We start from the raw sequence: 1771 nt of genomic DNA on the forward strand, positions 1-1771 counted from the left end.
CCCGAACGCCGGTCCGCGATCCCCAGCTTGTCGGCCGCCTCCTGCAACCACTCCGGCGGACTCAGCAGGAACGACGTCTGGTTCAGATCCACCCGCGCCGGAGGCACCGGCGCCGCCTCGGGCACCTCGTCGATCCGGCCGTACTCCTCCTCGTACCGCCGGATCACCTCACCCACCGGCAACGCGGGCCACAACGTGGCCTCACCACTGTCCCGGGCGATCACCAGCCGCTGGGCACCACCGTCCGAACGCGGACCGTCGACCCGGTCCTCCGCCCAGACCACGAACCCCAACTCGAACTCCCGCACCCGCACCTCACGGTGCTGGTAGCCGGGCACATCCCCGTTGATCCACTCCTCGGCACGCTCCTGCGCCTGCGCGAAGGTCACCATCGAAAGCTCACTCCCCCACCGAAGACGCCGAAGACTCCCAGGACGCCGAGGCCTCCACACCGACCGGCACGGCACGCGCGAAGCCGCCGTCCACCATCAGGTTCGCCACGGTCTCCAACTCCGGCGGATTGCCCGCCAGCCGGCCCAGGAACGCGTCGAAATCGTCCCCGCACGGCAGCAACAGCCGCTCCACACGCTCGGCGGGCGTCCACGAAGGATCCACGTCACGCGCGTCGTCGTACGCGCAGAACCACACCGACCCGATCCGGTCGCCCTTCACCTTCACCGCGAGCAACCCGCCCTGCACGAACCCCACACCCAGGTAATCCTTGGTCAGGTGGTCCCGCAGACACTTGTTGACATACACAAGGTCATTGACGGCGGCCTCGTCCCGCACCGTGAAGAACGGCTGGTCCACCAGCAGCCCCAGATCCGCGTCCAGAGCCGCCCCCACCGGAGCACACCCGCCCGCGGCCTTCAGAAACGACCGATAGGCCCCCGGCAACCGGTACCCCAGGTCCTCCTCGACCCCCTGCACCTGCTGCTCCGTCACGGCCACCGACGCCTTCGGCAACCCGAAGTGCGCGGGCCGCGTCTCCTGCAACGGCCGCGTCCCCCGCTTGCCCTGGTCCACGGAAGCCGTCGCCACACCCCCGTGATGCCGCAGCAGCGCCTTCACATCCACCGGCACCAACTCAAGCCGCCGACTGCCCCGCACGTGATGCCACGTCCAGCCATGCGGAGTCGCCACCGACGGAATCGTGTCCCACAACTCATGCCCGGAAGCGGCGAGCGCGGCGTTCGCGGACACATAGTCCGTCAACCTCAGCTCATCCACGCCGAACCCTTCCGGGGGGTCCGCGATCTCCGCCGCCGCACGCGCATAAGGCGAGAAATCGGGATAGCCGTACGCGTCGATACGCACACCCCTCGGATGACGCGCGGCCCGGACCGGGTCCGGAAACTGCACGAGCTGCCCGGCGTAGGCCGCGTTCGGCGGCGCGGCTTGCTGCCCGAGCCGACCTGTCGTCATGGCGGATGCCCCCTGCGGCGTTCTGTATGGCCTGATTTGCCTGTCTACGACGCGATGACCGTACGGATCGCGATTGCCGACAGCCTAAGCCGTACACCGACACCGGTCACCGGGCCTCCAGTTCCGTGACCTGCCGTCACCCCGCCGTGACGGTACGCCGAAGCCCGGGCGTGTCGCGGCGCCCCAGCTTCCCCACCAGCCACGGCGTTTGGCAGTCTGTGTCCGCTGTCGGGGGATGCAACGGGAGGGGATGACCACCATGAACGCGACGCAGACCGGTACCTCCGGAGACCCCAGAGTCGGCTGGAGCAACGCCGCCACCCCACACATCCCGACCCTCCTCCAC

At 69.1% G+C, this 1771-nt stretch carries 1 protein-coding gene and 2 pseudogenes; 1 reads left to right on the forward strand and 2 read right to left on the reverse strand.

Going from position 1 to position 1771, the window contains the following annotated elements; all coding sequences use genetic code 11:
* Nucleotides 1-392 (reverse strand): annotated as a pseudogene (locus tag FNH04_RS45630) (SUKH-4 family immunity protein); the annotation flags it as partial.
* A 7-nt stretch (nt 393-399) separates the two neighbouring features.
* Nucleotides 400-1425, reverse strand: a complete 1026-nt coding sequence (locus FNH04_RS45635; RefSeq protein WP_152792095.1) for an SMI1/KNR4 family protein — start codon at nt 1423-1425, stop codon at nt 400-402.
* A 259-nt stretch (nt 1426-1684) separates the two neighbouring features.
* Between FNH04_RS45635 and FNH04_RS49640 the strand changes: the two are divergent.
* Nucleotides 1685-1771, forward strand: a pseudogene (locus FNH04_RS49640) (YwqJ-related putative deaminase); the annotation flags it as partial.

It is taken from the genome of Streptomyces phyllanthi, from assembly GCF_009377205.1.
In the GTDB taxonomy this organism is placed as follows: domain Bacteria; phylum Actinomycetota; class Actinomycetes; order Streptomycetales; family Streptomycetaceae; genus Streptomyces; species Streptomyces phyllanthi.

Coding starts and splice junctions, on each gene's coding strand:
- FNH04_RS45635 (WP_152792095.1), bottom strand. CDS start 1,425: ATGACGACAGGTCGGCTCGGGCAGCAAGCCGCGCCGCCGAACGCGGCC.